The sequence below is a fragment of the Solidesulfovibrio sp. DCME genome (assembly GCF_049995385.1).
Lineage (GTDB): Bacteria > Desulfobacterota > Desulfovibrionia > Desulfovibrionales > Desulfovibrionaceae > Solidesulfovibrio.
Genome location: NZ_CP188261.1, coordinates 5061360 through 5085544, shown reverse-complemented (window position 1 = coordinate 5085544; position 24185 = coordinate 5061360). Strand labels below are relative to the sequence as shown.

The following is a 24185-nucleotide window of genomic DNA, read 5'->3' as shown; positions in this document are numbered from 1 at the left end:
AGGCTCCTACGGCTTGAGGCGGCCCCGGGCGGCGGTGAGGAACACGGATTCCCACCAGGCCAGAAACGAAAGGTCCGTATGGAGCGCGGGGCCAAAGACCACTTCCGGATCATAGGTCCACACGGCCTGGCCGGCAAGGGCGTCGCCGCCCTGGCGCAATTTGAGCTCGAAGCGGGGCGAGGTCAGGATGTTGCGGGCCTTGAGGCGAACGGCGTCGGCGCGCAGGGACTCGAAATCCTGGCGGGTGAAGCGGTGGCGGTCGTGGACGTAGAAAATCATCCGGGGCGCCACGCCGATGTGGTCGCGCAGCATGGGCGGCAGCAGGTCGCGGTCGGACTCGCCCAGCACGGCCACGTAGGGCGAGTCGGCCAGTTCCCGGGCCGCGACGCTGCCGCCCTGGCCCCGCCAGCGCCAGATGTCGAAGCTCAGGCTGAAGATGGGCTTGCCGCGATGGCCCAGGCGGTTGTCGGCCGCCTGCAAGGCGGCCTCGAGGTTGGCCGACCCGGCGAAGACGCAGTAGGCGGCGGCCCCGGCCAGGGCCGAAGCGTCGCGCCGCCAGGCGCCGGCCGGAAAGACGCGGTCCCAGCCGGCCCCCAGGTCCTCGGCGGTGAGGATGGCCAGGTCGGCGTCGCGGCCCAGGCGCGGGTCGCCCAGGGCGTCCTGGAGCACCAGCATGTGGGGGGAGAATTCGCGCATGGCCGCCACGGCCGCCCGGATGGGGTCGGCGTCCACCAGGCAGCGCACGTCCGGGGCGTAGCTGGCAAGCAGCGCCGCCTCGATGCCGGAATCGTCGGGGTCGCCGCCGGGCGCCACCTGGTGGGGCAAAAAGGGCGGGCGGCCCTCGCCAAGCGGCGCCACCACCGCCGCCTCCACCTGCTGCGCCCTGGCCCAGCCCAGCAGCCAGGACGTCAGCAGCACCCGGCCCCGGCTCTCGGCGGACATGCCGCCCACGCCGACGACCACGGCCCGTGGCCGGCAGGTCCGGCACAGGCCCAGGGCATACAGCCGCAGTTGCAGCCGCCGCGACAGCGCGTAGAGCCGGGAAACGGGCAGCATCAGGGCCACGAGGAGCCGGCGGGCCAGCTCCTTGGGGCCGAAGCGGGTCGCAAAAAAAGCGGAGGGGCGGTTTCGCCCCTCCGGTCGTCTTCTCTTGGCGCCGGGCACGGTCAGCGGTCCGCTCGCGGATGTCGATTGCGCACGATGGTCGTCCGCCCGCCGGGCCGGCTCGCCCCGCCCGGCAAGGAGGCTAGTCCCGGCTGGAGCCGCCGAACAGGCGCAGCATCATGAGGAACAGGTTGATGAAGTCGAGGTAGAGGGTCAGCGCCCCGAGGATGGTGCCGCGGCGCACGGCCGTGGCGTCGTCGGCCGGGGCCATCTCGCCCATGACCTTGAGCTTTTGGGTATCGTAGGCGGTCAGGCCCAGGAACACCAGCACGCCCACGCAGGAGATGATGAAGTCCATCATCGCGGACTTGGTGAAGATATTGACGATGGAGGCGATGATGATGCCGATCAGGCCCATGAACAGGAAACTGCCCAGCGAGGTTAGGTCGCGGCGGGTGAGCAGGCCGTACAGGCTCATGGCGCCGAACATGCCGCCCGTGACCAGGAAGGCGTTGATGATCACGGCCTTGGCGTAGACCGCGAAGATCGCGGCCAGAGTCACGCCGTTGAGCGCGCCGTAGAGCAGGAACAGCCCCGTGGCCGCGCCGGCGGACAGGCGGTTGATGGCGGCCGAGATGCCGAGCACCAGGCCGAATTCCACGATGATCAGGCCGAAAAAGAGGATCTGGTTGCCGAAGATGGCCTGCATCAGGGCCGGGCTCGACACCGTGAAGGCCGATGCGCCGGCGGTCAGCAAAAGCCCCAGGCACATCCAGCCGTAGACGCCGCGCATAAAGGCGTTTACAACCTCGACGCGGGACTGCGTCGTGTGCATCGAGCGATACGGAGAGCTCATTGATTTTCCTCCTTGGAAAGACGGGCTGTCCTTTATGGGTCTATAACGCGCGCGAAGGCGCGTGGCAAGGGGAGTGGCGCACCGTGTCGGGCCTGGCCGCAACGGATAAACAAGATTTCATCCCGCCCGGGGAAGCGGGTCCGGGGCCGCTTTTGTCCGTGGAGGGACTGACCACGGTCTTCGAGCTGCCCTCCGGCCGCCTGACGGCCGTGGACGGCGTGGACCTGGCCGTGGCCGGTGGCGACATCGTGGCCGTGGTCGGCGAATCGGGCTGCGGCAAGACCATGCTGTCGCTGTCCGTGCTGGGGCTGGTGCCGCCGCCGGGGCGGGTGGCCTCGGGCCGGGCGGTGTTCGCGGGGCGCGACCTGCTGGCCCTGTCCGAACGGGAGCGGCGGGCCGCGCGCGGGGCGAAGGTCTCCATGATCTTCCAGGAACCCATGACCGCGCTCAATCCGGTGCTGCCCGTCGGCGAGCAGGTGGCCGAGCCCGTGCGGGTCCACCGCCGGGCCTCGAAACGGGAGGCGCTTGCGGCGGCCGAAGCCATGCTGGCCAAGGTCGGCCTGCCCGACCCGGCCCGCGTCCTGTCGCGCTATCCCCACGAGCTCTCGGGCGGCCAGCGGCAACGGGTCATGATCGCCATGGCGCTGATCCTCTCCCCGCAGCTGCTCATCGCCGACGAGCCCACCACCGCCCTGGACGTGACCGTGCAGCGCCAGATCCTCGACCTCGTGGAAGGGCTGTCCCGCGACGCCGGCACGGCCGTGGTGCTGGTCACGCACAACCTCGGCGTGGTGGCCCAGGTGGCCGACGCCGTGGCCGTGATGTACGCCGGGCGGCTGGTGGAAGACGCGCCCGTGGCGCTATTTTTCGACGGGCCAGCCCATCCCTACGGCCAGGGGCTTCTGGCCTCGCTGCCGCGCCTGGCCGACCGGGGCCGGCGCCTGGCCGCCATACCCGGCATGGTGCCCAACCTGTCCCGGCTGCCTTCGGGCTGCCATTTCCATCCCCGTTGCCCGCGGGCCTTCGGGCCGTGCGCCGGGGAGGTGCCGCCGCTTTTTTCCCTGGCCGGCGGGCGGCGCGTGAGGTGCTGGCTGTATGCCTGAGGAATCCGGCAAGGCGCCGCTGCTCGAACTGTCGGACGTGACCCGGCGCTACGGCCTGCGCGAGGGGTTTTTCGCCGGGCGCCGCCGCGAGGTGGTGGCCGTGGCCGGGGTGGACCTGGCCGTCGGCGTCGGCGAGACCGTGGGGCTTGTGGGCGAATCGGGCTGCGGCAAGTCGACCCTGGCCCGGCTGGCCGTGGCCCTGGAGCCGCCCAGCTCCGGGACGGTGCGCCTGGACGGTCGCGATCCCTGGTCCGGGGAGGCCGGCGTCCGCCAGGGCCTGCCGCGCCTGGTCCAGATGGTCTTCCAGGACCCCTTCGCCTCCCTCAATCCCCGGCTGCCCGTGGGCTGGACCGTGGCCGAGGGGCTGCGGGCCGTGGGACAGGGCTCGGCCAGGGCCCGCCGGGAGCGCGTGCTGGAACTGCTGTCTTTGGTGGGGCTTGAGCCCGAGCATGCCAGGCGCTTCCCGCACCAGTTTTCCGGCGGCCAGCGCCAGCGCATCGCCGTGGCCCGGGCGCTGGCCCTGTCGCCGCGACTGATCGTGTGCGACGAGCCGGTCTCGGCCCTGGACGTCTCGGTCCAGGCGCAAGTCATCAACCTCCTGGCCGACCTGCGGCAGCGGCTGGGCCTGGCCTACCTTTTCATTTCCCACGACCTGGCCGTGGTCGGCCACGTCAGCGACCGCACGGCGGTGATGTACCTGGGCCGCATCGTGGAGACGGCGCCGACCCGGGCGCTTTACGACGGCCCGGTCCATCCGTATACCAGGGCGCTTCTGGCCGCCGCCCCGGCGGTCGATCCCCGGCGCCGCCAGCCGGCCGTCCTGGCCGGGGAGGCGCCCAACCCGGCCGCGCCACCGCCGGGCTGCCCGTTTCATCCCCGCTGCGACCGGGCCGTGGCGGCCTGCCGGGAGGCGGTGCCGCCGCTGGCCGAGGTCGCTCCGGGGCATTTCGCGCGCTGCGCCCGTCCGTCATAAAGGAGAAAAAAACGCATGGACCCCATTTTGAAAGCGAGCGAGGAGATCCTTCGCGTGTTGATGGCCGAGCACTGGGCCCGTTTCTATTATGCCGTGGAGCAGGACGGCGTGGTCTACCTGAGCGTGCCGCCCGAGGCCCTCGAAGCCTTGCGGGCCGGCCATCCGGCCCTGGCCGAGTTCGTGGCCGGCATCAACAGCCGGCCCATCGACATGGAATCGTCCCAGCGCGCCGTGGGCGAATTCGTCTTCCGCTCCTTCGAGGGAGGGGAGTTCCCCACGGGCACCGTGGCCAAGGCCTTTGACAGCCCCGCCTTTGCCCTGCTGATGCGGCTTTTTTCCGTGTGGCTCTCGGGCCACGAGGCCCAGTTCGACACGTCGGTCATGGCCTTCGCCGAATGGGAAAGCCTTTTCACCGAATGGCGCCAGGACCCGGCCGTGGCGCGCTTTGCCGCCAGCCTGGCCGCCGGCGGCAACCCGCCGGACCCCTCGGGCGGCACGGTGCACTAAGGGCGCGTCCCTGAAGAGGCTATGCGCGTCTACAGAGGCAACGCCCTAAAAATCGGGTTTTTGAAACTGCTATCGTTTGAGGGCGTTGCAAAAATCCGAGTCGCCCGAGCGCGGACCGCTGCTCGGCAGGACAACACGCCTCAATCATAATGGGATTCCAAAGGGCGGGAGCCCCTTGGGGGCCGGAGGCTTCTCCCCCGACCGTTGTTGCCTGCCCCTCGCATTGTTGAGGGGCGCGACACGAGCCGGGGCGGCGACCGCTTTCCGGGTCCGCCCGGTCCTTGGGGGCCGGCCCGCCGCTTCGGGGAAGGCGGCGGGCCGGCCTTGCCTATTTCTTTTTCTTGAGGCGCCAGCCCCGGTTGTACATGCAGGTGGAGAAGGCATCGAGGTTTTCGTCGTCCTCGGCCACGTTGGCCACCCAGCGCGTGGCCTGGGCCTCGATGGTCGGGTCGAACTCGAAGCGTTCCAGGCCGTAGGTCGGGGGCACGTCGTTGTTGGCTTCCCGCTGACAGATGGCGGAGTCGATTTGCAGGCGTTGTTTGGCCTGGGACTGGTCGACGATGTTGGGATTGACGTAGGTCGGGCCGCAGCCGGCGAGGGCGAACAGCGCTGTCGCGACCACGGCGGCCTGGAGGCTTCGGGCGAGGGTGCGATGCATGGGCCTTCCTTGGTATGAAAATTCCTTCGAGGCATATTTTTTCCGCGGGCGGCGCGCAACCTTTTTTCGGATGCGGCGACTGGACATCATGACGCGGCAGGCCCCGGCCGCCGTGTGACTTATACTCGCCTGGAGGAACATGGTTATGGATTCGTATCTGGCGCTCGCCCTGGACATCGTCAAGGCCCAGGCCAAGGTCCGCAACATGTCCGAGGAAGAGATCACGTCCATGGTCGGCAAGCTGGCCGGCAGCATTCGCGGCATCGACGCCGACGGCCGCGGCGCCGCTTCCGGCAACGGCGTGCGCGATCCCAAAAAGGCCGTCAAGGAACGCACCATCACCTGTCTTGAGTCGGGCAAGCCCTACAAAATCCTGACCAAGCGCCATCTGGCCAAATTCGGGTTGACGCCCGAGGAGTACCGCGAGAAATGGGGCTACCCCAAGGGCATGCCGCTGGTGTGCAAGGCCCTGCAACGGGAACGCCGCAAGAAGATGCGCGACATGAAGCTGTGGGAGCGCCGGGTCCAAGAGTAGTGCCGCATCGATTCCGGGCCGGGCCGCCCGCCCCGCCTGATGCCGCCAGGGGCGAGGGGGCGGCCGCCGCGGGCCTGGCCGCCGGCCGCTTCGCCCCCCGTCCGGGAAGACGGCATTTTAACCCCCCGCCGCCTCTTGACTGGCCGGACAATCCGCTTATTTTTTTTGGCGCTCGACCTGGTCGAGTGCCAATCGACCCTTGACAAACAGGGGCCGAAGGACGACTTGTTGCGGCCGAAATCGCCGGCCGAAAGGACCGGCGGGGGAGTGTGCGATGCCCATCTACGAATACCAGTGCGACAAATGCGGTCAGATTTCCGAGGTCCTGCAAAGAAGCTTCGACGTGGACGAGGCGCCCTGCGAGGCCTGCGGCGCCACGGCCCGGCGCATCATGTCCAACACCTCGTTCGTGCTCAAGGGCACGGGTTGGTACGTGACGGATTACAAGGCCAACGGCGGTTGCAGCGCTTCGGGCGGTAATGGCAACGGCAAGAGCGAATCCGCCAAGCCCGCCGGCGAGGGCGATTCCGGCGCCGCCCCGGCCCCGGCCTGTGACAAGGCCGCCACTACCGGCTGCGCCGGCTGCGCCGGGTCCGCGACCCCGGCCGCCAGCTCCAGCACCGCCTCCTAGCGCCGCGTCCCGACAAGCAGATGCAGGCTGATTCGAGGACTGCAGCCGGGAAGGATTGTTTTTCTTAAAAATACTATCGTATTTCTTAAGGGATACAGCACCGGCGCCGCGCCCTCGAAGCAGCCGGCAGTTTTTTGCGGGCAACACCGGTGACGCAATATTTTCCTTGAAAATACCGACGTATTTTTGAGGGACACACAAGCGGCCCGCGTTTTCGGGCCTGATGCGCCGTATGCGCTCCCTCCCCCGGACGACCGGTCCGGGGGAGGGAGCGCATACGGCGCGTGCTTTGTGGTGCCGGGACAACCGGGGCGCGAACCGGGCAGGTGCTCGCCGGGCAACGGGCCGCGGTGGCCAATGGCCGCGCCCGTACGCGTGTTCGGGGGATTGGCGGGCAAACGCCGTCCCAGCCCTTCCTTGACGGCGGTCAGGCCAGGCCCAGGCGAGCCAGCAGGGCCGGCAGGGGCAGGCACGCCTCCAGCACGTCGGCCAGGCGGTCCAGGGCCGGCTCCAGGTCGTAGGGCGTCGGCTGTTTGAGGGCGGCCAGCCCCCGGCGGCGTCGCAGGCCGTCGAGGAAGCGGCGGCGAAAGGCGTCGGCGTCGAATAGGCCGTGGAGATAGGCGCCCCAGACCGGCCGATCGGCCCGGGCGAAGCCGATGGGAGCCCCGTCGGCCCGCCGGACGGCCACGGGCAAGCCGTCCCCGGCCAGGCTGCGGCCATGGTGGATCTCGTAGCCGCGAAGCGCCTCGCCCGTGGGCACATGCACGGCCCGGGTACTGGTCAACGTCTTTTGGGCCACCAGTTCGGTCCGCACATCCAGCAGCCCCAGCCCCGTCGCTTCGCCGCGCCCGGATTCCAGGCCGAGCGGGTCGGAAACGCTTCGGCCAAGCATCTGCAAGCCGGCGCAGATGCCGACGATCTCCGTTTTCCCGGCCAGGGCCAGGTCCGAAACGGCCCCGGCCAGCCCCGTCTCCCGAAGCCAGGCCAGGTCGGCCAGGGTGTTCTTGCTGCCCGGCACGATGACCGCGTCGGGCCGGCCGAGGTCGGCGGCCCGTGTCACCCGCCTGGCCCGCACGTCGGGCTCGGCCAGCAGGGCGTCGATATCGGTCAGGTTCGAGGCGCGCGGCAGGTCGATGACGGCGATGTCCAGGCTGTCGTCGCCGGCCCCGGGGCGCTGCGGCAGGCTGGCGCCGTCCTTGAAGCTGACGGAATCCTCGTCGGGCAGGCCAAGCGCCGGTAAAAACGGCACCACCCCCAGCACGTCGCGGCCCGTGGCCGCCCGTAGGTAGGCGTTGGCCGGGGCCAGCAGCGTCACGTCGCCCCGGAAGCGGTTGAGGACGTAGCCGGCCACCCTGGCCCGGTCGGCCTCGGCCAGGCACTCCATGGTGCCCCAGAGCGCGGCGTAGGCCCCGCCCCGGTCGATGTCGGCGGCCAGCAGCACCGAAGCATCGGCATGGGCGGCCATGGCCATGTTGACCATGTCGTGGGCCTGCAAATTGACCTCGGCCGGGCTGCCGGCCCCTTCCAGCACCATGATGTCGGCCCCGGCGGCCAAGTCGTCGTAGGCGGCCTTGGCCGCGGCGAAGGCTTGCGGCTTATAAAGGATGTAGTCGCGCACGGCCATCACGCCCACGGGCCGGCCCAGGACGATGACCTGCGATCCCTTGTCAGAGGTGGGCTTGAGCAGGACCGGGTTCATGCGCGCGTCCGGGGCCAGCCGGCAGGCGGCGGCCTGGACCATCTGGGCTCGGCCCATTTCCAGGCCGTCGGCCGTGACCCCGGAATTGAGCGACATGTTCTGGGACTTGAAGGGGGCGACGCGAAAGCCCCGCCGGGCCAGGGCCCGGCACAGGCCGGCGCACAGCACGGACTTGCCGGCGTTGGAGGACGTGGCCTGGACCATCAGCGCCGGCGGCCGGCGCTCGGGCAGGAAGGCCGGCCCCTGGGGCCGGTCGAGCACGGCGGCCAGGGCGGCCAGGATGCGGGCGTTTTCGGCTGCCGGGCGCACGGCGATGCGGACGTAGCGGTCGGTGAGGCCGTGGAAATTGGCGCAGTCGCGCAGGGCCACGCCGTGTTCGGCCAAAAGCCGCCGCACGAGGTCCGTGGAGGCGGGCGCGCCAGTGGGGAGGCGGGCCAGCAGGAAGTTGGCCGCGCCCGGAAAGACGGTCAGGCCCAGGCGGCACAGGCCGTCGGCCAGGGTCTGGCGCAAGCCAGGCAGGGCGGCCCGGGTCCGCCGAAGGAAATCGGTGTCGGCCAGGGCCCGCAGGCCTACGGCCTGGGCCAGGGAGCTCACGGACCAGGGCGGCAGGTTGGCCCGCACCCAGCCGGCCAGGTCCGGGCTTGCCGCCAGAAGCCCCAGGCGCAGGCCCGCAATGGCGAAGGACTTGGTCAGGGAGAGCAGCACTGCCACGTTGTGGGGGCGAGACGCCCCGGCCAGGGAGGCGAAGTCCGGCACGAAATCGGCAAAGGCCTCGTCCACCAAAAACAGGCTTTGAGGGTGGCGCGAGGCCAGTTCGGCCACGTCCGCGGCCGGGATGACGTTGCCGGTGGGGTTGCCGGGGCTGCCGAGGATGACCAGCGACGGCGTGCGCAGGGCCGCGTCCACATGGTCCAGGCGCACGGCGAAGTCGTCGAATTCCACGGCGGCCAGGCGCCGGAGGTCCATGCCGGCCTTGTGGCAGGCCGTGGCGTAATCGGCGTAGCAGGGCGTGGGGATGACGGCCCGGGCTAACCCCGTGGCCCGGGGCAGGGCGAAGAGCAGCTGGCTCGTGCCGTTGCCGGCGGCGAAATGGCCGGCCGGCGCGCCGTAGCGCGTCGCGGCCGCTTCGAGCAGTGCCGTGCTGTCCGGGTCCGGGTAGTGGACCAGGTCGGACACGGCGGCGCTTATGGCCTGGCGCAGCCAGGGCGGCGGCCCCAGGGGGTTGATGCTGGCCGAAGCGTCGCAGAGGGCGTCGGGGGCGCGCCCGGCGGCCTGGGCCAAGGCGCGGACGTTGCCGCCGTGGGGGAAGGGGGCTTGCCTCACCGGGCCGCCTTTTGCGGCAGGGTGAGCATCAGGTACCAGCCCGTGGAGGGCAGCCGGGTGGCCAGCACCAGTTCCTTGCCCCGGGTGAAGGCGATGGGCCGGGTACGTTCGCCCTCGGCCTGTTCGAGCACCATCTCGGCGGCGTCGTTGAGGTTGGCGTCGGGGCTTTCCACGTATTTCTCCTGGCCCAGGGCGGCCAGGCCCCGGTCGTCCCGGAAGTGGACCACGGCGTCGCCGGCCTTGGTGTTTGCGGCGACGATGAAGTCCGCGACCTTCGGGTCGCTGGCGGCGATGGCCTTGCCGCGCCGGTTCATGAGCACGGCCCGGGCGCCGGGAAGGGCGGCCAGGTCGGCCAGGCCGTGGCGGGAAAGCTGGGCCAGGGTCAGGTCGCGCGAGGAGACACCGAGCAGCGTGTCGCCGTCGTAGACCGGGCAGGAGACCGTGACCATCATGCCGGCCCCGGCCAGGTCCAGGTAGGGCGACTCCCAGCCGCAGTCCCGCTTGGCGAAATCGGCGGCGGTGTAGAAGTCCTTTTCCGTGGGCTGGTAGTTGGCCACGGCCTCGTCCAGGGGCAGGTAGGGGTAGATGGCGAAGTTCTGGCCGGGCGTGGTCAGGTAGACCCAGGAAGCGGGCATGGCGTCGTGGGCGGCGGCCATGGCCGGGGCCAGGCGGGCCATGGCCGTAAGCGCCCGGAAGGTCTCGTCGGTGAAGTTCTCGCCGTCGTAGTAAAGCAGGGCCTGGCAGGGCGCCTGGCCTTGCGGGTTGCCGCCGCAGGGGCCGGCGGCGTCGCGGAAGGCCACGGTGCCGTCTTTCACGGCGTAGCTTTGCAGGAATTTGGCGCGTTCGCCGGGGTCGGGGCCGGCGGCGTCGCGGTAGAGGGCGGCGTAGGCCGTGCCCAGGGCCTTGGCGCTTTGGGCCAGGGCGGCGAGCTGGTCGTCCAGGCGGCCGGCGGCCGCGGCGATGACTGCCTGGGCCAGGGGCGGCGGAGCCTCGGAACGGGCAGCGGCGGCCGGGGCGGGAAGGCCAAGGAGGACGATCAGGGCCAGAAGGGCGGCATGGCGCATGGCGAGGGCTCCGCGTGGAGGGTCATTGCACGATCAGATGCCAAAACACCGTGAACAGGCCAAGGATGATGCCCACCACCGCCGCCGTGAACACGATGTCCGGGATGGCGGAAAAGGTTTTCGCGCCGGTGTTGATGCAGCGGCGGATGTACCAGAAGCGCCAGGTGGCCACAACCATGACCAGCACGCCCACGCCGAAGGTGGACAGGGTGATTTCCTCGGTGTGCAGGTGTTTTTTGGCCATGCCCTCGAACATGGGCACGCCCTGGATCTGGCGGATGAAGAAGTCGAAGCGCTCGATGACGAAGCTGAAGCCGAAAAGGGCCAGCCCCGTGCGGCACCAGGCCAGAAACGTGCGCTCGTTGGCCAGGTGGTTGCGCTGCCAGGCGAGAAGGACCTGCGGGTTGCTCAGGTCGTAGGGCTGGTTTTCCGGCGTCGCGGGCGTCGTGTCGGGCATGGAGTCTCCTAGGGGTGGGCCTGCCCTGGGATAGCGCGGCGGGATGCGCCGGGTCAACAGGACGCGGGGCCGGCCAGCCATGGGCACGGCCTCGCGGTGAAGCGGCGATTCCCCTTTGGCGAAAGCCCTTGCGGGGCGAGGCGGGGTCCCCGAGAAAAACGCCACGCCGTTGCATTCACGACGCAACGGCGTACACAGGAAAGACTGGTTCCCGTAGGAGTAGTCAAAGGAGGCAGTCATGCATGCGGGTGGTTTCTGGGAAACGGCCTTGTCGTCGTGGTGGCGTCGTGGTGTTGGAGTGGCCTTGTCTATCGGGTTTGCGCTGGAAATCTTGATCGCTTTCCAAGCGTACCAAAACGCGCCACCCATTCCGAAGGCCGTACTCGATACGGCCGGCCAGGTCGTGTTTACCGGGGCCGAGGTCACGGCCGGCCAACAAGTCTTCTTGAAATACGGCCTCATGGAGAACGGGTCGATCTGGGGTCACGGCGCGTATCTCGGCCCGGACTTCTCGGCCCGGACCCTGCACGAACTGGGGTTGTCCGTCAGCCGCGAGGCGGCCCGAAGCCGATTCGGCCGGGACCTGGAGGCGCTGTCCGCGTCCGAGCGCCGGCTGGCGGTCGCGGACGCCGCTCGAATCCTCAAAGAGAACCGTTACGATCCCCAGCGCGGCATCCTGACCTTCACGCCGGCCGAAGCGCGGTCCTTTCAAAGCCAGATCGCCTCCTGGGCCGATTATTTTTCCGACCCGGCCGCCAATGGCGGCCTTGCGGCCCGGTACATCCGGGAGGCCAAGGAACTGCGCGAGCTGACGGCTTTTTTCGTCTGGACGGCCTGGGCCTCCATCGCCAACCGGCCGGGCGAGGACTATTCGTATACGAACAACTTCCCGTACGACCCGGAACTCGGCAACACGCCCACCAGCGCGACAGTGCTGTGGAGCGCCCTGAGCCTCGTCACGCTCCTGACCGGCACCGCCCTGGTGCTGTTCGCCTTCGGCAAGTTCGACTATCTCGGCTGGAAGGGCACGGGCGAACACGTCCACCCGAAGATGCTGCCCGGGGGGGCCACGCCGGGCCAGCGGGCCCTGGTCAAGTACTTCGTTGCCGCGGCCCTGCTGTTTCTGGCCCAGGTGCTGCTCGGCGGCGCGACCGCCCATTACCGGGCCGACCCGGGCAGCTTCTACGGGTTCGATCTGGCGACGTGGCTGCCGAGCAACATCCTGCGAACCTGGCACCTGCAATCGGCCATCTTCTGGATCGCCACCTCCTTCGTGGCCGGCGGCCTGCTTCTGGCCCAGTCACTGGGCGAAAAGGAGCCCCGGGGCCAGGTCCCGGCCGTGCATGCCCTGTTCTGGGCCTTGGTCCTGGTGGTGGTCGGCAGCCTGCTCGGCGAGCTGGCGGGCATCCGCCAGTGGCTGGGCGAAGCCTGGTTCTGGTTCGGCCACCAAGGCTGGGAATACCTCGACCTGGGCCGGGCCTGGCAGGTGCTGCTGGCCGTGGGCCTGGTCGGCTGGGTGAGCCTGCTGCTGCGAAGCGTCCTGCCGGCCCTGCTCGATCCCGAGCGCCGGGAGATCACCACGCTTTTTCTGCTGGCCGCCCTGGCCATCCCGGTCTTTTACCTGCCGGCCTTTTTCTTCGGCTCCACGACGCATTTCACGGTGGTGGACAACTGGCGGTTCTGGATCATCCATCTGTGGGTGGAGGGCTTTTTCGAGCTGTTCGTGACCGTGATGGTGGCCGTGACCTTTTTCAGGCTCGGGCTGGTGGCCCGCCAGACCGCCGTGCGGGTCGTCTATCTCGATGCCATCCTGTTTTTGGGCAGCGGCATCGTCGGCACGGGCCACCACTGGTACTTCAGCGGCCAGTCCACCCTCAACATGTCGCTGTCGGCCCTGTTTTCCGCCATGGAAGTGGTGCCGCTCACACTGCTGACCCTGGACGCCTGGGATTTCGTCAAGCTTACCCGCTCGCGCTGCGACGTCTGCGGACAGGCCGTGAACATCCCCCACAAGTGGGCGTTCTATTTCCTGATGGCCGTGGGGTTTTGGAACTTCGTGGGTGCCGGCGTCTTCGGATTCCTCATCAACTTGCCCATTGTCAGCTATTTCGAAGTGGGCACCATCCTGACGCCCAATCATGGGCATCTGGCCCTCATGGGCGTTTTCGGCATGGAGGCCCTGGCCCTCATGACGCTGACCTTCCGGCAGGTCTTGTCCGACGACCAGTGGATTGGGCCGGAGAAATTCGTGCGGGTCTCGTTTTGGGGGCTCAACATCGGCCTGGCCCTGATGGCGGCCGGCAGCCTCTTTCCCGGGGGCGTGCTGCAAGTCTACGACGTACTGCAAAACGGCTACTGGCATGCCCGGGGCCTCGAATACCTGGGCCGCGACCTGACGCGGCTCATCGAATGGGCCCGGATGCCCGGGGACGTGGTCTTCATCGGGGCCGGCGTCGCGCCCATGGTCGTGGCCGCGATCATGACCTACGTCCGCATGCATCGGGCCGGCCTCGCCGCGACGGACACGGCCGCCTGAGGCGGCTCCGCCCAAAAAAAGGGGCCGGACGCGAACGTCCGGCCCCCGTGCGGTAACCTTCGAAGGAAGCGGCGCGGCCTAGTACATGCCGCCCATGCCGCCCATGCCGCCGCCGGGCATCGGGGGCATGTCCTTTTTCGGCTCGGGCTTTTCGGCGATGGCCGCCTCGGTGGTCAGGAGCAGGCCGGCCACGGAGGAGGAGTTCTGCAGGGCGATGCGGGTGACCTTTTTGGGGTCGATGACGCCGGCCTTGATCAGGTCCTCGTAGTCGCCGGTGGCGGCGTTGAAGCCGAAGCCGTCCTTGCCGTCGCGCACCTTGGCCACGACGATGGAGCCCTCGAAACCGGCGTTGCCGGCGATCTGGCGCAGCGGCTCCTCGATGGCCCGGCGCACGATCTCGATGCCGGCCTGCTCGTCGTCGTCGGCCGGCTTGATGCTGGTCAGGCTCTTGACGCAACGCACCAGGGCCACGCCGCCGCCGGGAACGATGCCTTCCTCCACGGCCGCGCGGGTGGCGTTGAGCGCGTCCTCGACGCGGGCCTTCTTCTCCTTCATCTCGGTCTCGGTGGCCGCGCCGACGTTGATGACGGCCACGCCGCCGACGATCTTGGCCAGGCGCTCCTGGAGCTTTTCCTTGTCGTAGCTGGAGGTGGTCTCGTCGATCTGGGCGCGGATCTGCTTGACCCGGGCCTTGATCTTGTCGGCATCGCCGGCGCCGTCGACGATGGTGGTGTTCTCCTTGTCGACGATGACGCGCTTGGCCTTGCCGAGGTCGACCAGGGTGATGTTTTCGAGCTTGATGCCCAGGTCTTCGGACACGGCCTGGCCGCCGGTCAGGATGGCGATGTCCTCGAGCATGGCCTTGCGGCGGTCACCGAAGCCCGGGGCCTTGACGGCGCACACCTGCAGCGTGCCGCGCAGCTTGTTGACGACCAGCGTGGCCAGGGCCTCGCCCTCGATGTCCTCGGCCACGATCAACAGCGGACGGGACATCTTGGCCACCTGCTCGAGGATCGGCAGCAGGTCCTTCATGGAGGAGACTTTCTTCTCGTTGATGAGAATGAGCGGCTCGTCGAGCTCGCAGACCATGCGCTCGGGGTCGGTGACGAAGTAGGGGGAGAGGTAACCGCGGTCGAACTGCATGCCCTCGACCACGTCCAGGGTGGTCTCCATGCCCTTGGCTTCCTCGACGGTGATGACGCCTTCCTTGCCGACCTTGTTCATGGCCTCGGCGATGATGTTGCCGATGGTGGCGTCGGAGTTGGCGGAAATGGTGCCGACCTGGGCGATTTCCTTCTGGTCGCGGGTGGGCTTGGCCAGGGCTTCGAGCTCGGCCACGACGGACTCCACGGCCTTGTCGATGCCGCGCTTGATGGCCATGGGGTTACGGCCGGCGGCCACGAGCTTGACGCCCTCGGTGAAGATGGACTGGGCCAGGATGGTGGCGGTGGTGGTGCCGTCGCCGGCGATGTCGGAAGTCTTGGAGGCGACTTCCTTGACCATCTGGGCGCCCATGTTCTCGAACTTGTCCTCGAGCTCGATCTCCTTGGCCACGGTCACGCCGTCCTTGGTGATGATCGGGGAGCCGAAGGACTTCTCGATGACCACGTTGCGGCCCTTGGGACCCAGGGTGACCTTGACGGCGTTGGCCAGCTTGTCAACGCCTCTTTTCAGCTTCTCGCGGGCCTTGGAATCGAACAGGATCTCTTTGGCAGCCATGTATGCGTCTCCTTAGAAAGAGTGGAAAAAGGGAAAAGAGGGTATGCCGCGGGCCCTAGGCTTCGATGACGGCCAGGATGTCGTCTTCGCGCATGACGAGGAAGTCCTCGTCGTCGAGCTTGATCTCGGTGCCGGCGTACTTGTTGAAAAGGACCAGGTCGCCCTTTTCCACGTGCATCTTCTGGTGCTTGCCGTCCTCGGCGAGCTTGCCGGGGCCGACGGCGACGACTTCACCCTTCATGGGCTTTTCCTTGGCGGAATCGGGGATGATGATGCCGCCTTTGGTCACTTCTTCCTGTTCCAGCCGTTTGACCAGCACGCGATCGCCTAAGGGTTTGAGCTTCATACGATAACCTCCAATGGTGTTTGGCGGGATAAGCCCGGCCTGGCACTCGTCCGAAGGGAGTGCTACTCGCGGGCGGGAATGTATCTAACCACATCGTGGCGAAAGGCAAGGGGCGGCGGGGAAAAAAATCGGTTTTGAGGCGAAAAAAGCATGATCGCCATAATTGACTGAGATAGCGTTATTTTTTGTATTTCAGACTGTGGTAGAGCGCAATTGCCTCCGCGAAAGGCCGGGCGACGGGGCGATTTTTCCAGGAGAGGCGACCTTGTGAAAGGGATCACGCTATTGCACTGGCTGGAATTTTCTTATAAGACGCCTAAACTTGACGCTCTCTCCCTTGGGGCCTAGAGTTTTCCGACGCAGGCGGCCGCGTTGCGTGTGGATTGCTCTGCCCCGCGGCGGGGGCTGGGCGTGTGTCCATGGCGGTCCCTAAACTTTTTTCCGAGGTGCCTATGCTCGACACGTTGGTCTTTGCGACGGTGCTGTTGCCGTTTCTGGTAGCAGCCGTGTTGCTCGTTTTGCGTGAGCAAAACGTGCGCAAGGTCATCCTGGTGGCCACGGCGGGAGTGCTTATTCTCGCGTCGCTGGCAATGCTGCGCGGGGGGGCGTTCATCCTGTCGCCGGCGCCACTGTATGACTCCCTCGTCACCCTTGGCGACTTCGTCATCCTGTTCGTGGTGCTGTTCGTCGGTTTCAAACGCAAAAACCAGATCATCATTTGGCTGACCATCGCACAGATCCTCGGGCTCATTTGGCTCGACTTCTTCATGGTCCAGGACCATGGGGCCACGCCCGCGTTTTTCGCCGACGACCTCAGCCTGGTCATGGTGTGCATCGTCTCCATCGTGGGTTCGCTGATCGCCGTCTACGGCATCGGCTACATGAAGGAGCACGAGGAGCACCTGCACCTGGCCAAGTCGAAGCAACCCCGGTTCTTCTTCTACATCGTCCTGTTCCTGGGCGCCATGAACGGCCTGGTTCTGGCCAACAACCTGCTGTGGATGTACTTCTTCTGGGAGTGCACCACCCTGTGCTCGTTCATGCTCATCGGCCATGACGACACCGAGATCGCCCGCAAAAACGCCGAACGCGCCCTGTGGATGAACGTGCTCGGCGGCACGGCCTTCCTGTTCGGCCTGATCATCCTGCAGAAGGTGGCCGGCACCCTGTCCCTGGCCGATATCCTGGCCCGGGGGCCGGAATTCGCCGTGGCCGGCGGGGCCATCCTCATCCCCATGTTCCTGCTGGTCTTCGCCGGCATGACCAAGGCCGCCCAGGCCCCGTTCCAGAGCTGGCTGACCGGCGCCATGGTCGCCCCCACCCCGGTCTCGGCGTTGCTCCACTCCTCGACCATGGTCAAGGCCGGCGTGTACATCATCGTGCGCCTGGCCCCGATCTACGCCGGCACCTACTTAAGCAACTTCATCGCGCTCTTTGGCGCCTTCGTCTTCCTGGCCACGGCCGCCCTGGCCACCGGCCAGTCCAACGGCAAGAAGGTCCTGGCCTACTCCACCATCTCCAACCTGGCGCTGATCATCGCCTGCGCCGGCATCAACACCCCGGCCGCCATCACCGCGGCCATCCTGCTCATCCTGTTCCACGCCATCTCCAAGGCCTTGCTGTTCCTGTGCGTGGGCGCCATCGAGCAGAAGATCGGCTCGCGCGACATCGAGGACATGCGCGGCCTCTACGCCCGCATGCCGCGCACGGCCATCATCACCATCATCGGCGTCCTGACCATGATGCTGCCGCCGTTTGGCATGCTCATGGCCAAGTGGATGGCCATCGAATCGGCCCAGGGCCAGTTCCTGGTCATGATCATGCTGGCGCTGGGCTCCGGCCTGACCGTGCTGTTCTGGTGCCGCTGGGCCGGCATCCTGCTGATTTCGCCCTTCGGCAAGCCCCAACCCGAAACCCAGGACTGCTCCGTGCGCCTGCCCCTGGTGATCCTGGCCGGCCTGGCCGTCCTGGTGAGCCTGGCCTCGCCCTTTGTCTACAACGGCCTGGTCGCGCCGGTCGTGGCCATGTACTACAAGGCGGCGGCCTATACCACGAGCTACGGCAACTTTGATTCCGGCTCGGGTGTCTTCATCGTCTACCCGCTGTTCATTCTGCTCGGCCTTGGCTTCTACTACGCGGTCAGGCAGGCCAAGAAGGTGACCGCCGCCCAGATCTCCGCCCCCTACATGTGCGGCGAGCAGACCTCCGTCGACGGCAAGCCCGGCTTCCTCGGCCCCCTGGGCCTGAATGTGGCCGCCTCCTCCGGCAGCTACTACCTGGAACAGTTTTTTGGCGAGAACGTGCTGACGAAGTGGATCAACGTCGTCGCCCTGGCCGTGCTCGTGATCATGCTTTTCGGAGGCGCCCTGTGATTACCAAAATCATCATCGCCATACTGGCCCTGGTCCTGGCCCCCGTCGTGGGGGCGCTGATTACCGGCGTGGACCGCCGGGTCACCGCCTGGCTGCAGTCCCGCTACGGTCCGCCCATCCTGCAGCCGCTCTACGACGTGTTCAAACTGCTCGGCAAAGAGCCCATGGTCACCAACACCTGGCAGGCCCTGTGCGCCTACGTCTACGTCGTCGGCGCGGCCCTGTCGGTGGTGCTGCTTTTCATCGGCTCCGACCTGCTGCTCATCTTCTTCGTCCTGACCGTGGGCGCCGTCTTCCTGGTCATGGGCGCGCTTGCTTCCCCCTCGCCCTACAGCCAGGTGGGCGGCCAGCGCGAGCTGCTCCAGATGCTGGCCTACGAGCCCCTGCTCATCCTCGTCTTTGCCGCCATCGCCATGGTGACGGGCAGCTTCAAGGTCAGCGCCGTCTTCGAGCTGTCGCGGCCCATGCTCTACGACATTCCGCTCATGTTCATCGTCCTGGGCTACGCGCTGACCATCAAGCTGCGCAAGTCGCCCTTCGACATCTCGGCCTGCCACCACGCCCACCAGGAACTGGTGCGCGGCGTGTACACCGAGTACTCCGGCCCCTACCTGGCCATGATCGAGATCGCCCACTGGTACGAAGTGATCCTGGTCCTCGGGCTGTGCGCGCTGTTCTGGTCGACCAGCGTCATCGGCATGATCGTGTTGGTGGTTTTGACCTACCTGGCCGAAATCATCGTGGACAACGTCACGGCCCGCCTGACCTGGCGTTGGATGCTCAAGTCGGCCGTGGGCATGGGCGTGGTCCTCACCATCATCAACATGCTGTGGCTCTACGCCCAATAAGCGGCCGTCGCCCAAGGAGAACCCATGTTAGGCAACATGATCAATAAAGGACGCATCAAGTCCCCCTGGGTGGTCCACTTCGACTGCGGCAGCTGCAACGGCTGCGACATCGAAGTCCTGGCCTGCCTGACCCCCATCTACGACATCGAGCGCTTCGGCATAATAAACGTCGGCAACCCCAAGCACGCCGACGTCCTGCTCGTCACCGGCACCGTCAACCAGCGCAACAAGCACGTGCTCAAAAACATCTACGACCAGATGCCCGGACCCAAGGCCGTCATCGCCATCGGCGCCTGCGGCTGTTCCGGCGGCGTGTTCCGCGAGGCCTACAACGTGGTCGGCGGCGTGGACAAGGTCATCCCGGTGGACGTCTACGTCCCCGGCTGCCCGGCCCGGCCCGAGGCCATCATCGACGGCGTGGTGGCCGCTTTGGAAAAGGTCAAGACCCTGCTCGGCATGACCGCCTAGGCGGAGCGGCCGGACAAAAGACCCAACCGGGGCCCGGCCCCGCGCGAGGATACCAACGTGCTGGAAACGATTCCCCTGACCCTTGACGCCGTGCGCGACGTCGCCAAGGAATGCTTCGACGACGGCTGGCGGCTGGTCACCATGTCCTCCGTCCAGGTCGGCGACGACAGCTTCGACGTTTTCTACCACTACGACAAGGACCTGGTAATGAAACATTACCGGCTGTCCATTCCGAAGGATACCGTGGTTCCGAGCATCTCGCCGGTGTACTTCTGCGCGCTGCTCGTTGAAAACGAGATCCGCGACCAGTTCGGCATCTGCTTCTCCGACATCGTGCTCGATTTCGGCGGAGCCCTCTACCTTGAAGAAGAAGTCCGCGCCATGCCTTTCTGCAAGGTCAGCGTGGCTCAAAAACAGTCCTAACGAGGGAATTGTATGGCCCGTACCATATTGCCGTTCGGTCCGCAGCACCCCGTCTTGCCGGAGCCGCTGCACCTGAAGCTCACCATCGAGGACGAAACCGTCGTCGAAGCCCTGCCGACCCTTGGCTACGTCCACCGCGGCCTGGAAAAACTGTGCGAAGTCCGCGATTTCAACCAGATGATCCAGATCGTCGAGCGGGTGTGCGGCATCTGCTCCTGCCTGCACGCCCTGTGCTACTGCGAGGGCGTGGAGCAGATCATGGGCGTCGAGGTGCCGCGCCGCGCCAAATACCTGCGCACCATCTGGGGCGAGCTGCACCGCATGCACTCCCACCTGCTGTGGCTGGGGCTTTTCGCCGACGCCTTCGGCTTCGAGAGCCTGTTCATGCAGTTCTGGCGGGTGCGCGAGCGCGTCATGGACATCATGGAAGCCACCTGCGGCAACCGTGTCGTGGTTTCCGTCAACGTCATCGGCGGCGTGCGCCGCGACCTCTCCCCCGAGCAGTGCCAGTGGATCGAAGAGCAGCTGGCCATTTCCGAAAAGGAAATCAAGCAGCTCAGCACCACCATCCTGAGTGACTACACCGTGAAAAAGCGCACCGTGGGCAAGGGTGTGCTGACCAAGGAGCAGGCCTACCAGCTCGGCGCCGTCGGCCCCATGCTGCGCGGCTCGGGCTGGGCCCAGGACGCCCGCCAGACCGGCTACGCCGCCTTCGGCGAGCTCGGCTTCGACCCCATCGTGGAATACGACGGCGACTCCTACGCCCGCTGCGCCGTGCGCTTCCGGGAGACGCTCCAGGCCATCGACATCGTGCGCCTGGCCATCGCCCGCCTGCCGGCCGGCGAAACGGCCGCCAACGTCGACGGCGCCATGGAGGACGATACCCCCAAACCCGTGGCCGCCGGCGAACGCCGCGACATCATGCAGGCCTACAACCGCGACAAGCGCCACCGCCTGACCACCGCCCCGCCGCCCAACCTCGACCTGCCCGCCGGCCTGGTGGCCGCCAAGGTCAAGGGCAAGCCCGAGGGCGAGGCCGTCACCCGCGTGGAGCAGCCCCGCGGCGAGCTCATGTACTACCTCAAGGGCAACGGATCCAAGAACATGGAGCGCGTGCGCATCCGCACCCCGACCTTCGCCAACATCCCGCCGCTACTCGCCATGCTGCCGGGGTGCGAACTGGCCGACGTGCCGGTGATCGTGCTGTCCATCGACCCCTGCATCAGCTGCACCGAACGGTAAAAAAGGAGCGCCCTTCCATGTTCAACATGACCAAAAACGTCGTCACGAACCTGCTGACGAAAAGCTCCACCCGGCTGTATCCCATCGCCGTACGGGGCCATTTCGAAGGCTTCCGGGGGACGCTCGTCTGCAACGTCGACGAGTGCATCTTCTGCCGGTCCTGCATGATCAAGTGCCCGTCCCAGTGCATCACCGTGGACAACAAGGCCGGCACCTGGACCTGCGAAGTCATGTCCTGCGTGTACTGCGGCGTGTGCGTGGACGTCTGCCCCACCAGCTGCCTGTCCATGACCAAGGAGCATCGCCCGGTCGCCACCGAGCGCCAGACGATCTTCCTCCAGGGCGTGCCCAAGAAAAAGAAAAAGGAAGAGGCCGCGGCCGAATAACCGCCGCGCGCACCGCTTCGCATGCCACACCCGCCGCCGGTTCGCCGGTGGCGGGTGTTTGTTTTTCCGGCCGATGCCGGATATGGAGTGCCCATGGAAGATTCGGCCGGGATGCGGGCGCCCGGGTTTCGACGGCATGTCCGGCTGGCGGGGATTGGCGTCTTTTGCCTGCTTCTGACGGCGCATCTGGCCTTGGCCCTGGTCTGGGCCCTGGCCGGCGGCCGGCCGTCGGCGCAGGTGGAGCCCCGGGGCTACCGCAATGTCCTCGGCGACCTGGAGCCGCGGCTGCGCCTGACGGACCGGGAGATTCCCGGCCTGCCCTATCAGGTCAGCCTCAACAACCAGGGGCTGCGGGGCTCGCGGCCCGTCAGCGCCACCCGCAAGCCCGGGACGCTTCGCGTGCTGTGCCTGGGCGATTCCTACACCTACGGCGTGGGCGTGGACGACGCCCTGGCCTATCCGGCCCAGCTGCGGTCGATCCTGGCCCAGCGCCTGCCGGGCCTGGACGTCGAGGTCGTTAACGCCGGCGTCCCCTTCTACGACCTCTTCGACGAACTGGCCTACTACCGGGAAAAGGGCGCGCGCCTGTCGCCGGACGTGGTCGTGCTGCAATTTTACATCAACGACCTGGAAGCCATGGCCGGTTCGTTTTTCCGGGAGGACCTGCTGGTGCGCCAGGGCGGGGACTACAACGCCTTCGATCAGGCCATCGGCCGGGAGGCGGCCGAGCGGCGCATCAACGCCTGGCTCGAAGCCCACCTCCCCTGGCTGGTCGGGCTGGTGCGCGGGGGCGGGCTGCCCCAGGGGCCTTCGCGGGCCGAGACCGGGCCGTTCGCCGCCTATCACCTGAAGCCGACGGAGGCGGAACAGGCGCTGCTGCGCGACCGCAACCGGCAGCTGTCCGTGGCCTCGGACGGGCAGGCCCGGCGTTTCTGGGACAACTACCGCCGGGCGCTCCTGGAATTTCGCGACGCCGTGGCCGCAAGCGGCGCCAAGCTGCTGTTCGTCATCGCCCCCGATGCCGCCCAGGTCCGTGAGGACTATAACCAGCCCGCCGCCGCCCTGGTGCCCTTTTGCCGCGAAAACGGCATCCCGGTCCTGGATCTGGCCCGGCAACTGCGGGTCATGTCCGGCGAGCAGGTCGAGCGCTACTACCTGCTGCCCGTAAACGGCCACGTCAACGCCGAGGGCAACACGGTCTGGGCCGCCGCCGTGGTCGATTCGCTGCGGGTCTCGCCCAGGCCCGGCGGGTGCGACGTGACGGTGGCGCCGGCCTTTCCCGCCTTCGGCTACGAGGCACCCATCCGCGTAAACCTGCGCTTCGACGGTGGCGGGGTCGTCCCCGTGGACCAAGGCCCCCTGCGCGTGCGGGTCGTGCGAACCGACAACCTCCTGCCCTGGGCCGTGGACACCGGCCACGGCGGCAACCGCATCGCCGGCCTGGTGCCGGACGTCGGGCGCGGCCCGGTGGGGGAACTCGTGCTGCGCCTGGAGAGCGACACGCCCCTTGACCAGGTTTCGGTGACACTTTTCCGCAAGCTGGCGCCGCCCGTAAACGGCTACGTGCTGCTCGGCTGGTCCCGCCACGACGGGGACTACAGGACGGTGCTGTTCGGATCGGACGCGGACGTGGCCGCGCCGGAAAGCTACGAGACCAGCCGGCTGGCGGAAATCGACCTGCGCGACGCCCCGGCGCGGGAACTGTACCTGCGCCTGGAGCTGCGCAACGAAGCCCGGGTGTTCGCCGAATCCGCCGACCCGCCCTGGCGGCGCTTCGAGATCGTCGGCTATCCGGCCGAGCGGCCGTCCCCGGTCAGCGCCGCAGCCACAGATAGGCCCGCGTCGCCAGCCGGTCCAGGACCACGGCCGGATTGACCGCCAGGATCAGCGCTTCCTGGCCTTCGGCCAAAAGCAGGTCCAGGCGCCTGGGCACGTCGGGATCGTAACAGCCGCCAAGCATCGCCCCGAGTTCCGTATTCGTTCGGCCGGCCAGAAATCCGGCCAGCTCCCGCGAAAGCTCCGTGAGCACCCGCTCGGCGCAGGCCCGCGACGGCCGGCCCCGCGAGGCAGAAAACCAGCCCCGGCCCGTGCGCCAGAAATCATGCAACCCGTGGAGCAGCGGCCAGGGGTCGTCCTCGCCGCCGGGCGGCGACGGCTCGGTCGTGTCCGGCCAGGCCAGGGTCATGACGAAGGATCGCGACACAAGTGTCGGAAAAAGCCGCTCGCGCTGGGGGGCGAGCAGCACGAACACGTTGCCCGGCCGCGGTTCCTCCATGGCCTTGAGCAGCGCGTTGGCCGCCTCCTCGGTCAGCCCTTGGGCCTCGGCCAAAAGGATCACCCGCTTGCCCGGGCCGCGCGGCGGCTCGCCCACCAGCCGGCGCACCTCGCGCATGGCATCCACCTTGATGGTCTCGGCGCTGCCGTCGAAAAACTGGAGGTCGAGGAACACCTTCTCCAGCACCTGGCGACAAATGGCGCACAGGCCGCACGGCGGCGACCCGGCCCGGCAGTTGAGGCGGGCGGCCAGGAAAAAGCCCACGGCCGCGCGTTCGTCGGCCGAGCCGCCCTCCAGGATGACCGCCTGGGGCATCGCCCGGGCCAAGGCGTCGATGCCGGCCAGCACATGGGCCTGGCGCGCCGAAACGCCGAACACGTCGGCGGCCAGGGAGAGGTGAGGGGTGGTTGGCGTCATCATGGTGGAAGGCACCTCGGTGCGTGGCGTATGGTCGATGGGGGAGAGCAGGGCTCTGCCCTGCACCCGCCGGGGGGCGTCACGCCCCCCGGACCCCCCGATCGGCTTTGGCGGGCGGGAGGGCTGCGGTCACCGGGTCGGCGGCATGGCCCGGGGATGCGAGGCCGGAATTCGGCCTTCGATGCCGCCGCTGGCGCGGCAGGCTCGAAGGCCGAATTCCGGCCTCGCGAGCCGTCGGCCCTT

The 24185-nt window shown here is 67.7% G+C and carries 22 protein-coding genes; 13 read left to right on the top strand and 9 right to left on the bottom strand.

The genetic code is table 11. The features are described from left to right. Positions 1-6 precede the first annotated feature (6 nt). Both ACP59X_RS22475 and ACP59X_RS22470 read right to left on the bottom strand, forming a co-directional pair. Positions 7-1056, bottom strand: coding sequence for a tetraacyldisaccharide 4'-kinase (locus ACP59X_RS22475; RefSeq protein ID WP_428562845.1), 1050 nt, complete (start codon positions 1054-1056; stop codon positions 7-9). 190 nt (positions 1057-1246) lie between these two features. Further along, entirely contained in the window at positions 1247-1960 is a 714-nt protein-coding gene (locus ACP59X_RS22470) for a Bax inhibitor-1/YccA family protein (RefSeq protein ID WP_428562843.1), read from the bottom strand. A 92-nt stretch (positions 1961-2052) separates the two neighbouring features. On the opposite strand from ACP59X_RS22470, the gene ACP59X_RS22465 reads away from it, so the two are divergent. From ACP59X_RS22465 to ACP59X_RS22455, 3 genes are read left to right on the top strand one after another with little or no spacing between them, the layout of a single operon-like run. Continuing rightward, positions 2053-3063: an ABC transporter ATP-binding protein gene (locus ACP59X_RS22465; protein WP_428570002.1), complete on the top strand. Its 1011-nt coding sequence runs from the start codon at positions 2053-2055 to the stop codon at positions 3061-3063. Further along, positions 3056-4036 carry an ABC transporter ATP-binding protein gene (locus ACP59X_RS22460; protein ID WP_428562841.1) on the top strand — a complete coding sequence of 327 codons (981 nt, stop codon included), beginning with the start codon at positions 3056-3058 and terminating at the stop codon, positions 4034-4036. Before ACP59X_RS22465 ends, ACP59X_RS22460 begins: the two co-directional genes overlap by 8 nt. 15 nt (positions 4037-4051) lie before the next feature. Continuing rightward, positions 4052-4543, top strand: coding sequence for a hypothetical protein (locus ACP59X_RS22455; RefSeq protein ID WP_428562839.1), 492 nt, complete (start codon positions 4052-4054; stop codon positions 4541-4543). A 328-nt stretch (positions 4544-4871) separates the two neighbouring features. On the opposite strand, the gene ACP59X_RS22450 is transcribed toward ACP59X_RS22455, so the two are convergent. After that, the gene (locus ACP59X_RS22450) at positions 4872-5201 is read right to left on the bottom strand and encodes a hypothetical protein (RefSeq protein WP_428562837.1); all 330 of its coding nucleotides are present in this window, start codon (positions 5199-5201) and stop codon (positions 4872-4874) included. 145 nt (positions 5202-5346) lie between these two features. Here ACP59X_RS22450 and ACP59X_RS22445 point away from each other — a divergent pair, with 145 nt between their 5' ends. Then, entirely contained in the window at positions 5347-5736 is a 390-nt protein-coding gene (locus ACP59X_RS22445) for a Ros/MucR family transcriptional regulator (RefSeq protein ID WP_428562835.1), read from the top strand. A 274-nt stretch (positions 5737-6010) separates the two neighbouring features. Further along, positions 6011-6367: an FmdB family zinc ribbon protein gene (locus ACP59X_RS22440; protein WP_428562833.1), complete on the top strand. Its 357-nt coding sequence runs from the start codon at positions 6011-6013 to the stop codon at positions 6365-6367. Positions 6368-6794: 427 nt separating this feature from the next. On the opposite strand, the gene ACP59X_RS22435 is transcribed toward ACP59X_RS22440, so the two are convergent. The 3 genes from ACP59X_RS22435 to ACP59X_RS22425 are packed head-to-tail and all read right to left on the bottom strand — an operon-like array spanning position 6795 to position 10910. Then, positions 6795-9389 carry a cobyric acid synthase gene (locus ACP59X_RS22435; protein ID WP_428562831.1) on the bottom strand — a complete coding sequence of 865 codons (2595 nt, stop codon included), beginning with the start codon at positions 9387-9389 and terminating at the stop codon, positions 6795-6797. Continuing rightward, on the bottom strand, positions 9386-10453 hold the full coding sequence (locus ACP59X_RS22430) for a PDC sensor domain-containing protein (RefSeq protein ID WP_428562829.1): 1068 nt from the start codon (positions 10451-10453) through the stop codon (positions 9386-9388). Before ACP59X_RS22430 ends, ACP59X_RS22435 begins: the two co-directional genes overlap by 4 nt. Before the next feature lie 22 nt (positions 10454-10475). Then, a complete protein-coding gene (locus tag ACP59X_RS22425) occupies positions 10476-10910 on the bottom strand; it encodes a YidH family protein (RefSeq protein WP_428562827.1) in 435 nt (144 codons plus the stop codon). 331 nt (positions 10911-11241) lie between these two features. On the opposite strand from ACP59X_RS22425, the gene ACP59X_RS22420 reads away from it, so the two are divergent. Then, a complete protein-coding gene (locus ACP59X_RS22420) occupies positions 11242-13446 on the top strand; it encodes a nitric-oxide reductase large subunit (RefSeq protein WP_428562825.1) in 2205 nt (734 codons plus the stop codon). A 78-nt stretch (positions 13447-13524) separates the two neighbouring features. On the opposite strand, the gene groL is transcribed toward ACP59X_RS22420, so the two are convergent. After that, the gene (gene groL / locus ACP59X_RS22415) at positions 13525-15165 is read right to left on the bottom strand and encodes a chaperonin GroEL (RefSeq protein WP_428562823.1); all 1641 of its coding nucleotides are present in this window, start codon (positions 15163-15165) and stop codon (positions 13525-13527) included. A gap of 55 nt (positions 15166-15220) precedes the next feature. Beyond that, positions 15221-15511, bottom strand: a complete 291-nt coding sequence (gene groES, locus ACP59X_RS22410; RefSeq protein WP_428562821.1) for a co-chaperone GroES — start codon at positions 15509-15511, stop codon at positions 15221-15223. Between the two features lie 452 nt (positions 15512-15963). Here groES and ACP59X_RS22405 point away from each other — a divergent pair, with 452 nt between their 5' ends. The 7 genes from ACP59X_RS22405 to ACP59X_RS22375 all read left to right on the top strand — a co-directional run bounded on the left by ACP59X_RS22405 (position 15964) and on the right by ACP59X_RS22375 (position 23125). Then, on the top strand, positions 15964-17883 hold the full coding sequence (locus ACP59X_RS22405; RefSeq protein ID WP_428562819.1) for an NADH-quinone oxidoreductase subunit 5 family protein: 1920 nt from the start codon (positions 15964-15966) through the stop codon (positions 17881-17883). Then, on the top strand, positions 17883-18731 hold the full coding sequence (locus ACP59X_RS22400) for a respiratory chain complex I subunit 1 family protein (protein WP_428569998.1): 849 nt from the start codon (positions 17883-17885) through the stop codon (positions 18729-18731). The genes ACP59X_RS22405 and ACP59X_RS22400 overlap by 1 nt, the downstream gene beginning before the upstream one ends. Positions 18732-18755: 24 nt before the next feature. Continuing rightward, the gene (locus ACP59X_RS22395; protein WP_428562817.1) at positions 18756-19199 is read left to right on the top strand and encodes an NADH-quinone oxidoreductase subunit B family protein; all 444 of its coding nucleotides are present in this window, start codon (positions 18756-18758) and stop codon (positions 19197-19199) included. Positions 19200-19256: 57 nt separating this feature from the next. Continuing rightward, positions 19257-19622: an NADH-quinone oxidoreductase subunit C gene (locus ACP59X_RS22390; protein WP_428562815.1), complete on the top strand. Its 366-nt coding sequence runs from the start codon at positions 19257-19259 to the stop codon at positions 19620-19622. A gap of 12 nt (positions 19623-19634) precedes the next feature. After that, positions 19635-20864: a hydrogenase large subunit gene (locus ACP59X_RS22385; RefSeq protein WP_428562813.1), complete on the top strand. Its 1230-nt coding sequence runs from the start codon at positions 19635-19637 to the stop codon at positions 20862-20864. A gap of 17 nt (positions 20865-20881) precedes the next feature. Next, complete coding sequence (locus tag ACP59X_RS22380; RefSeq protein ID WP_428562811.1) at positions 20882-21250, top strand: 4Fe-4S dicluster domain-containing protein; 369 nt, start codon at positions 20882-20884, stop codon at positions 21248-21250. Between the two features lie 93 nt (positions 21251-21343). After that, positions 21344-23125: an SGNH/GDSL hydrolase family protein gene (locus tag ACP59X_RS22375; RefSeq protein ID WP_428562809.1), complete on the top strand. Its 1782-nt coding sequence runs from the start codon at positions 21344-21346 to the stop codon at positions 23123-23125. On the opposite strand, the gene ACP59X_RS22370 is transcribed toward ACP59X_RS22375, so the two are convergent. Further along, entirely contained in the window at positions 23064-23945 is an 882-nt protein-coding gene (locus ACP59X_RS22370; protein ID WP_428562807.1) for a DNA polymerase III subunit delta', read from the bottom strand. The genes ACP59X_RS22375 and ACP59X_RS22370 overlap by 62 nt on opposite strands. Positions 23946-24185 lie beyond the last annotated feature (240 nt).

Bases quoted from the DNA above. Each gene is read 5' to 3' on its own strand.
- ACP59X_RS22460 (WP_428562841.1), top strand. From the start codon at position 3,056: ATGCCTGAGGAATCCGGCAAGGCGCCGCTGCTCGAACTGTCGGACGTG.
- ACP59X_RS22430 (WP_428562829.1), bottom strand. From the start codon at position 10,453: ATGCGCCATGCCGCCCTTCTGGCCCTGATCGTCCTCCTTGGCCTTCCC.
- ACP59X_RS22470 (WP_428562843.1), bottom strand. From the start codon at position 1,960: ATGAGCTCTCCGTATCGCTCGATGCACACGACGCAGTCCCGCGTCGAG.
- ACP59X_RS22445 (WP_428562835.1), top strand. From the start codon at position 5,347: ATGGATTCGTATCTGGCGCTCGCCCTGGACATCGTCAAGGCCCAGGCC.
- groES (WP_428562821.1), bottom strand. From the start codon at position 15,511: ATGAAGCTCAAACCCTTAGGCGATCGCGTGCTGGTCAAACGGCTGGAA.
- ACP59X_RS22375 (WP_428562809.1), top strand. From the start codon at position 21,344: ATGGAAGATTCGGCCGGGATGCGGGCGCCCGGGTTTCGACGGCATGTC.
- ACP59X_RS22440 (WP_428562833.1), top strand. From the start codon at position 6,011: ATGCCCATCTACGAATACCAGTGCGACAAATGCGGTCAGATTTCCGAG.
- ACP59X_RS22370 (WP_428562807.1), bottom strand. From the start codon at position 23,945: ATGATGACGCCAACCACCCCTCACCTCTCCCTGGCCGCCGACGTGTTC.
- ACP59X_RS22450 (WP_428562837.1), bottom strand. From the start codon at position 5,201: ATGCATCGCACCCTCGCCCGAAGCCTCCAGGCCGCCGTGGTCGCGACA.
- groL (WP_428562823.1), bottom strand. From the start codon at position 15,165: ATGGCTGCCAAAGAGATCCTGTTCGATTCCAAGGCCCGCGAGAAGCTG.
- ACP59X_RS22385 (WP_428562813.1), top strand. From the start codon at position 19,635: ATGGCCCGTACCATATTGCCGTTCGGTCCGCAGCACCCCGTCTTGCCG.
- ACP59X_RS22455 (WP_428562839.1), top strand. From the start codon at position 4,052: ATGGACCCCATTTTGAAAGCGAGCGAGGAGATCCTTCGCGTGTTGATG.
- ACP59X_RS22395 (WP_428562817.1), top strand. From the start codon at position 18,756: ATGTTAGGCAACATGATCAATAAAGGACGCATCAAGTCCCCCTGGGTG.
- ACP59X_RS22475 (WP_428562845.1), bottom strand. From the start codon at position 1,056: ATGCTGCCCGTTTCCCGGCTCTACGCGCTGTCGCGGCGGCTGCAACTG.
- ACP59X_RS22405 (WP_428562819.1), top strand. From the start codon at position 15,964: ATGCTCGACACGTTGGTCTTTGCGACGGTGCTGTTGCCGTTTCTGGTA.
- ACP59X_RS22380 (WP_428562811.1), top strand. From the start codon at position 20,882: ATGTTCAACATGACCAAAAACGTCGTCACGAACCTGCTGACGAAAAGC.
- ACP59X_RS22425 (WP_428562827.1), bottom strand. From the start codon at position 10,910: ATGCCCGACACGACGCCCGCGACGCCGGAAAACCAGCCCTACGACCTG.